This window comes from Nocardioides allogilvus (genome assembly GCF_003047285.1).
Lineage (GTDB): Bacteria > Actinomycetota > Actinomycetes > Propionibacteriales > Nocardioidaceae > Nocardioides > Nocardioides allogilvus.
Genome location: NZ_PZYX01000006.1, coordinates 205618 through 212279, shown reverse-complemented (window position 1 = coordinate 212279; position 6662 = coordinate 205618). Strand labels below are relative to the sequence as shown.

Genomic DNA, 6662 nt, shown 5'->3' with positions numbered 1-6662 from the left:
AGCTCACCCCGGTCGAGTTTGAGATGATCTACGCAGCCGCAGACGCGGCCTGAGAACCACCCACCCCGAGTGTCAACCAAACCTGGGGCAGACCCAATCACCAGCGCCCGTCTGTCCGGGGCTGTTATGACCAGCGTGAGCTTTGAAAATGGAGGTCGGGTGTTGCGAATGGTGAAGGTTCCCTGAAGCGTGCGGCGCCGCCCAGGTGGCAGATGCTGCGTGACGTGATCCGGGGATCCCGCACGACTCTTGCCAATGGGTCCGACGAGACGGCAGGGCAACCGCTGAGGGCGGGGTTCGCCGGAAAGGATGTGTAGTGGCGCCGTGGCCCAGAGAGCTGGGCGACCAATCACGGCAACGCATCGTCTGTGGCTTGGGAAAGCCCCACTACGCTGCCTAGTAACGGTCCAATCCGTCCTACCTGCAAGCCCTGAGAGAAGCAATCATGAGCGAGGATCAGCAGGGGCACCCCAGCTCCGTCTCGTCCGTCAATGAACTGCCGGCCTACACCGGCATGCCGGGCTGGGTGAAGTGGTTCGTTGTGGGCGCCGTCGTACTGGTGATCGTGCTGCTGGCCGGGCTGCTTCTCGGTAGCGGTGAACACGGGCCCGGAAGACACATGTCGCACGGTCTCTCGCCCGACGTGCACGTGTTGGCCGTTTCCCAACCATGAGCGCGACCCCCCTCGCGCGCAAGGCGGGTCTGACCGTGCACGTGGTGTCCTCAGTCGGTTGGCTCGGAGCCGTTCTCATGTACCTCGGTCTCGGCCTGACAGCGGTGACAAGCGATGACGTCGCCCTGCTCAGCGCCGTCTACCTCGCGATGGACGCGGCTTCCTGGACCGTGCTTGTTCCTCTTGCTCTGGCCTCTCTGGTCACTGGCATCACTCAGTCACTGGTCTCCTCGTGGGGCCTGTCGCGTCACTACTGGGTGATCGTGAAGCTCGCCCTCACTGGTATCGCGACTGCGGTGTTGCTTTTGTATACGCAGACCTTGGCTGTCTTCGCTGACGTCGCGGGACGCGACGCGCTTGGAGCTGCAGAGCTCTCCCTCCTGCGAGGGTCGTCCGTAGTTCTGCACTCGGGCGGTGCCCTGCTGTTGTTGCTCATCACGACGGCGTTGGCGATGTACAAACCAGCGGGCCTGACGCGGCGCGGGCAACGATACCGGCACGAGGCCGGCCTGGCGCGTCTGGCACAGAGCGCCGGGTCAACGACATGAACATGTTCCGAAGCGCCCCACTGCGACGTACTGCGGCTTGCTTGGCAGCACTCTCGGCGGTGGCCCTTGTGTCCGCCTGCAGTGACCCGGTTGAGGAGACTCCAACGATCGGGCGCCGAGACGTTCCTCAAGATGCCGGCCTGGCGCTCGGGCACATTCACGGACTCGGCGTCGACCCTGGCGACGGAACTCTTTATGTGGCTTCGCATGTCGGTGTCTTCCGGGTGAGCGACGACGGGACCAGCGAGCGTGTGGCTGACCGGTGGCAAGACACGATGGGCTTCGCCGTTGTCGGACCCAGCCACTTCCTCGGCTCCGGCCATCCAGACTTGGAAGAGGAGGACCTCCCGACCAGCCTCGGCCTCATCGAGTCCACCGACGCAGCCCAGACGTGGGAGCCAGTGTCCCTCCTCGGCGATGCCGACCTGCACGCCATCGAAGCAGTGGGGGACCGGATCTACGCCTACGACTCGACAGCAGGCGCCTTGGTCATGACGGACAACCGAACGGACTGGAGAACGATCACGCAGCAACCGTTGTACGACCTCGCCGCGGAGCCCAAGACCCCCGACGTCGTGTACGCCACTACCGACCGCGGGCTCTTGATTACCTCCACCAACGGTTCAGCCCCTCAACCAGTGACGGCAGCACCGGTTCTCACAGCGATCGACTGGCAGCCGGACGGACCACTCGTCGGAATCGCACCTGACGGCGCAGTCATGGCGAGCACCGATGGCGTCGACTGGACGAAAGTCGGTGAGGTCGACGGCCCGGCCGAAGCGCTCGATGTTGTCGATGGTCGTTGGCACGCGGCCACCAGCACCGGCGTGTACGAGTCAACCGACGATGGAAAGACCTGGAAAATCGTCGTTCGCCACAGGATGTGACTGACAGGCATTGGGGCCCATGATGACAGTCGCAGTACGCCAGCGGCGCCTGTGCTTTTAGGGTTGGGCCCCGCGTTGGACCAAGGCCGTGTAGGGGTCGACGGGGTCTCCGCCCTCGGGACGCACTTCGAGGTGAAGGTGTGGGCCGGTCACGTTCCCGGTGCTTCCGACGAGTCCGACGACCTGACCTCGGCTCACCGCGGAGCCAACTGTGACAGAAATGCTCGACTGGTGGCAGTACCAGATCTCGGTGCCGTCCGCGAGAGTCACGATCGTCCTGTAACCGTACGACCCGGCGTACCCAGCTTCGGTCACCGTGCCCGCACCGACGGAGTAGATGGGAGTGCCTTCCGGGGCTGCAAAGTCCAGACCGGTGTGGACGGTGCTCCACAGGTAGCTGCTCTGACCGAAGAGGCCCGTGAGTCGGTACGAGGACACTGGCAGCGTCCACTGTCGCGCTAGCTGCTCACGTCGTCGCTGCTCGGCGGCTGCCTGCAGTTGCTGGATCTGCTGCTCTCGTCGATCGGCTGCTACTTCAAGTTGCTGCATGGTCGCTTCGCGGCGTTTGACGGCGATCAGGGCTCTGGAAGTCAGCGGCGACGCTGTGCGTGGCGCGGAGCGGCTCACCACGGGTTGGCGTCGGTCATCGGACCACGCATCGCTAACGGACCCGCCGGTGGTGGCGAACTCCGCGCGCACGGGGACGGGATCTGTATCCAGGTCGCCAGACAGTGCTCCACCGGCCGCACCGATGAGCGCAAGGGCGCCTAGCAACGCGTTGGCGGGGGGCAGCCTCCGCGGATGCTTGGACAAAGAATCCTTGTCATGGCGGCCCGGCTTTACAGCGCGTCGCTTCCCCGCACCCTCGTAGTTGGGCTGTGCAGGCGCTGCCCTGCTGCTGTGTCGACTCATGCATTGGCCTTGTGTGCTCTGTGGGCACGACTGCCGCGTACGTCTTGAAGCGGCGGGTGCCCGGATAGGGGAAGCCGGGCACCCGCCCGGCAACTACTATGCACCATAGTTCACTGGCTGTCTGAGTGCCAACGGGGCGGGTCGCGGCGGTTCTGCTTGCCTTGGCCGGCGCGCGTCGCTGGAAAAACCACGGAACTACTATGCAACGTAGTAGTGTCGACGCATGTCATCCGCCGCCTCACCCAGCCCCAGGTCGCCCGGAGTACAAGCAGCCGCGACGCTCCGTCCCATGGTGAAGGCGGACATCCCCTTCGTCACTGAGGAGCACCTCAAGTGCTTCCCGGAGAACGTCATGGGCCGTCTCGGCCGCCCTTTCTTGCGCCGCTACTACGCAACGTTTCTTGACACGCCATACGGCGTTGCCACCCTCGCAGAGAGCGAAGGACGGCCGTGCGGCTTCCTCGTTGGCATCCTCGACACACGGGCGCACCGGAAACTACTCCTACAGCGACACGTCGTGCCGCTAGCCGGCACCGTCCTGCTTGGGACGCTGCGCCACCCCCGGTTGGCCTATCGGCTCTTCGCGCGTCGCCTCAGTCTCTGGTTCCAGCGACGATGTCGAGGCCACCATCAGACGGAGTCGCAGGCAGGGCCCAAGAAGGTCGCGGTGCTTTCGCATGTTGCGACGGTTGAGAACAGGCGAGGGGCCGGGGTCGGACGCGCGTTGGTGACTGACTTCGTACAAGCAGCGAAGGCGACCGGAGCTGATCGGGTCAGTCTGGCTACGCTCGACGGAGCGAACGGCGCAGGACCGTTCTATGACCGTCAAGGATGGCTGCTGAAAGCCCGCCGCCAGACGTTCGACGGTCGGTGGATCCGCCTTTACGACCTGGAGCTGCACGACGATGCTTGAGACTAGGGTCAAAAGGAGTCTCGCAAGGTGCTCCCACATCGTGGTTCATGCGGTGCCAGTCACCCTGCTGGCGCTGTTGTTCGCCTCGTGCAGCATCCCAGCTGACGACAGTCGCCCATCACGAACCGAGGTTGCGAGCATCGAAACCCCGACCGGCGCACCCACGCCGCGTCAGCCCCAGGACGCGGTCATCCGCCGAGTTCCGCAGCGTCAATGGGACGCGATGGTCCAGGCTGGCATGGTGCGAGAGGGCTGCCCGGTGACCGAACGTTCCCAGCTCCGACGGGTCGAGGTGGACCACGTCGACTTCGAGGGCGTCCTTCGCCGGGGTCACCTGGTGGTCAACGCGGACACGGCCGAGACGGCTGCGCGCATCTTCACGCGGCTCTACGAAGAAGGCTTTCCGATACGGCGAATGCGAGGGGTGGAGAAGTACGGCGGCGACACCCTGCGCAGCCTCCAAGCCGACAACACCTCTGCATACAACTGCCGCCGCCCGGACCAGATCAACGCCCCCGTGCTCGAGTCCCCGCACGCCAACGGGCGCGCGATCGACATCAACCCACGCGAGAACCCATGGATGGACCTACGCTGCAAATGCTGGTCACCAGGACCTGAGAACGCACCGCGCACACCCGGCCCGGGCAAGATCCTTCGCCGTGACGTGGTTTGGCAGACCTTCATCGACGAGGGTTGGATCTGGCAGAACATCCCTGTCCCGGATTACATGCACTTCGACACCGGTTATCCCTCGACGCCGTACACTCAGCCTGGTTCCTGACCCCTGTGCACCGGTGCGGCTACGTGTTCCCTCGGGCACGTCATCGCGACGGCTCACTCGTGACGGACTGCGTCCCAGCTAGCCGTGTCTGGCCGCGGCATGCAGGCGGCGTACGACGAACGTGCCGACCTGGGTGATTTCGGCTACCCGGAGCAGCCAGGCGAGGCCGAGAAAAACGATCCCGTCTGCGGTCGCTACTGCGGCCACCCATAGAGCCGCAGTCAGTTGAGTGGGCTCTTCCACGGTGGCGTGAAGGACGTGCGCGAGCAGGTAGGCCATACCGGTCGCGCCGACTGTTGGCACCAGCATCCTGGCCAAGAATGCGAGGAGTCGGCGGGTGTCCAGCCCGCCGAGAGCGCGTCGCAATATCAAGTAGGACAGTGCGGAACCCACGGCGTAGGAGGCGCCGTACGCCGCCGCCAGCGAGGGGGCCGTCAGTCGAGCCTCTGTGACGCCAACCAGAGCCATGGCGGCCGCGACGTTCACGCCGGCGATGATGCACTGCACCCAGAAGACCGTCTGGGTGCGCTCGAGGGCGAAGAAGCCCCGCAGCATCAAGTAGTGAACGGTGAAGAACAGGATTCCCGGTCCGAAGAGGGCGATCGTCGGCCCGTAGTTTTCGGAGGTCGATCGGGCGGCCCCGAACGAGATAGCGTTAGCGACGTCGGCGGCGATGACGGGAATCAGGAAGGCGAAAGGCACGATCAGCGTCAAGGACGCCCGTAAGGTCCCGGCCACGGAGATGGCCAGATCAGGAAGGTTCCGGTCGGCCGCGAGCCTAGACAACCGGGGCAGAACCGCTGTCGCGATAGACACTGTCACGATCGAGTGCGGCACCATCACGATCAGGAACGCCGTGGAGTAGACGGTGTAGCCCGTGCCCTCCGCCGTCATGCCGACGCCGCATCCGTCGGTGGCTGACTGAGCGGTACCGCCGGAGGCGAGACGAACCACGACTGTGTAGGCAATCTGGTTGACGGCCACCACCAGGATCGTCCACGTCCCGAGTCGAAGAGTATGACCCAACCCTGAGTCGCGGAAGTCGAACTGGGGCCGATAGCGGATTCCAGCGCGCCTCAAATAGGGGAGCAGGATGAGGCACTGGACCACGATGCCCAGAGTGGACCCAAGCCCCAGCAACAGTTCCTGCCCTGGCTCGAAGCCCTGGCACCGTTCATCGCCGCGCGCAGGTCCGTACACGAGCAGGTACGCCGCAAGCACCAACACCGAGACGGCATTGTTGGCAATCGGCGCCCACATCATCGGCCCGAAACGACCGTGGGCGTTGAGGATCTGCCCGACCAACACGAACATGCCGTAGAAGAACACCTGTGGCAGACAGTATCGAGCGAAGTCGACGACCGAGGCACGCTGGGTCGCGAGCTGCGGGTCGTCGAAGACGGGATCTAGGAACACGCCCATCACCCAAGGTGCGGCGACCACCAATAAGAGAGTGATGGTGCCGAGGAACAGCGCCGCCAGGGTGATCACCCGGTTGGTGAAGGCCTCGCCACCGTCGGCATCCGTCTTTGTCGCTCGTACCAGTTGGGGGACGAGAACTGCGTTGAAGATGCCCCCGGCCAGCAGGATGTACAACATGTTGGGGATGGTGTTCGCGATGGAGAACAGGTCGCCGCTCAACAGGTTCCCGAGCGCTGCCGCCAGCAGGAACGCCCTGACGAAACCGCTGATGCGCGAGAACAGGGTGCCGGCCGCCATGAGGGCACTCGAGGCAACGAAACGGTCCTGCTCGACGGCCGGGACCGGGGGCGTCCGACGGCCACTAGGCATGCCGCGCAGCCTCACGCAATGGGCCACGGAACACAAACCAACTGCCCAACCCCACCGCGCGCCATCCGTCGGTGTGTGGCCGCGCAACGCACACGGAGATGCTCTGACCGTGGAGACCTGCGCCCGCGATCTCTGGTGAGGCAAGTTCGTTTGTGGT

General features: G+C 64.7%; 7 protein-coding genes. 5 read left to right on the top strand and 2 right to left on the bottom strand.

Annotated features, from left to right (window positions below; all coding sequences use genetic code 11):
* The first annotated feature begins 445 nt into the window (after positions 1-445).
* Genes C9J87_RS11775 through C9J87_RS11765 form a run of 3 tightly spaced genes read left to right on the top strand, consistent with a single transcriptional unit; the run spans position 446 to position 2108 of the window.
* Positions 446-673 carry a hypothetical protein gene (locus C9J87_RS11775; protein ID WP_036490395.1) on the top strand — a complete coding sequence of 76 codons (228 nt, stop codon included), beginning with the start codon at positions 446-448 and terminating at the stop codon, positions 671-673.
* Entirely contained in the window at positions 670-1221 is a 552-nt protein-coding gene (locus tag C9J87_RS11770; RefSeq protein ID WP_107705605.1) for a DUF2269 domain-containing protein, read from the top strand. The genes C9J87_RS11775 and C9J87_RS11770 overlap by 4 nt, the downstream gene beginning before the upstream one ends.
* Before the next feature lie 59 nt (positions 1222-1280).
* Positions 1281-2108, top strand: coding sequence for a F510_1955 family glycosylhydrolase (locus C9J87_RS11765; RefSeq protein WP_198016957.1), 828 nt, complete (start codon positions 1281-1283; stop codon positions 2106-2108).
* Positions 2109-2165: 57 nt separating this feature from the next.
* Here C9J87_RS11765 and C9J87_RS20555 read toward each other — a convergent pair whose 3' ends face one another.
* Complete coding sequence (locus C9J87_RS20555; protein WP_010832273.1) at positions 2166-2657, bottom strand: M23 family metallopeptidase; 492 nt, start codon at positions 2655-2657, stop codon at positions 2166-2168.
* A 652-nt stretch (positions 2658-3309) separates the two neighbouring features.
* Between C9J87_RS20555 and C9J87_RS11755 the strand changes: the two genes are divergently transcribed.
* Positions 3310-3933, top strand: a complete 624-nt coding sequence (locus tag C9J87_RS11755) for a GNAT family N-acetyltransferase (protein WP_051204131.1) — start codon at positions 3310-3312, stop codon at positions 3931-3933.
* Between the two features lie 52 nt (positions 3934-3985).
* Positions 3986-4714, top strand: coding sequence for a M15 family metallopeptidase (locus C9J87_RS11750; RefSeq protein WP_232211584.1), 729 nt, complete (start codon positions 3986-3988; stop codon positions 4712-4714).
* A 78-nt stretch (positions 4715-4792) separates the two neighbouring features.
* Here C9J87_RS11750 and murJ read toward each other — a convergent pair whose 3' ends face one another.
* The gene (gene murJ, locus C9J87_RS11745) at positions 4793-6505 is read right to left on the bottom strand and encodes a murein biosynthesis integral membrane protein MurJ (RefSeq protein WP_051204133.1); all 1713 of its coding nucleotides are present in this window, start codon (positions 6503-6505) and stop codon (positions 4793-4795) included.
* Positions 6506-6662 lie beyond the last annotated feature (157 nt).

Excerpts from the sequence above, each read along its gene's own strand:
- murJ (WP_051204133.1), bottom strand. The coding sequence starts at position 6,505 with ATGCCTAGTGGCCGTCGGACGCCCCCGGTCCCGGCCGTCGAGCAGGAC.
- C9J87_RS11755 (WP_051204131.1), top strand. The coding sequence starts at position 3,310 with ATGGTGAAGGCGGACATCCCCTTCGTCACTGAGGAGCACCTCAAGTGC.
- C9J87_RS11770 (WP_107705605.1), top strand. The coding sequence starts at position 670 with ATGAGCGCGACCCCCCTCGCGCGCAAGGCGGGTCTGACCGTGCACGTG.
- C9J87_RS20555 (WP_010832273.1), bottom strand. The coding sequence starts at position 2,657 with ATGCAGCAACTTGAAGTAGCAGCCGATCGACGAGAGCAGCAGATCCAG.
- C9J87_RS11775 (WP_036490395.1), top strand. The coding sequence starts at position 446 with ATGAGCGAGGATCAGCAGGGGCACCCCAGCTCCGTCTCGTCCGTCAAT.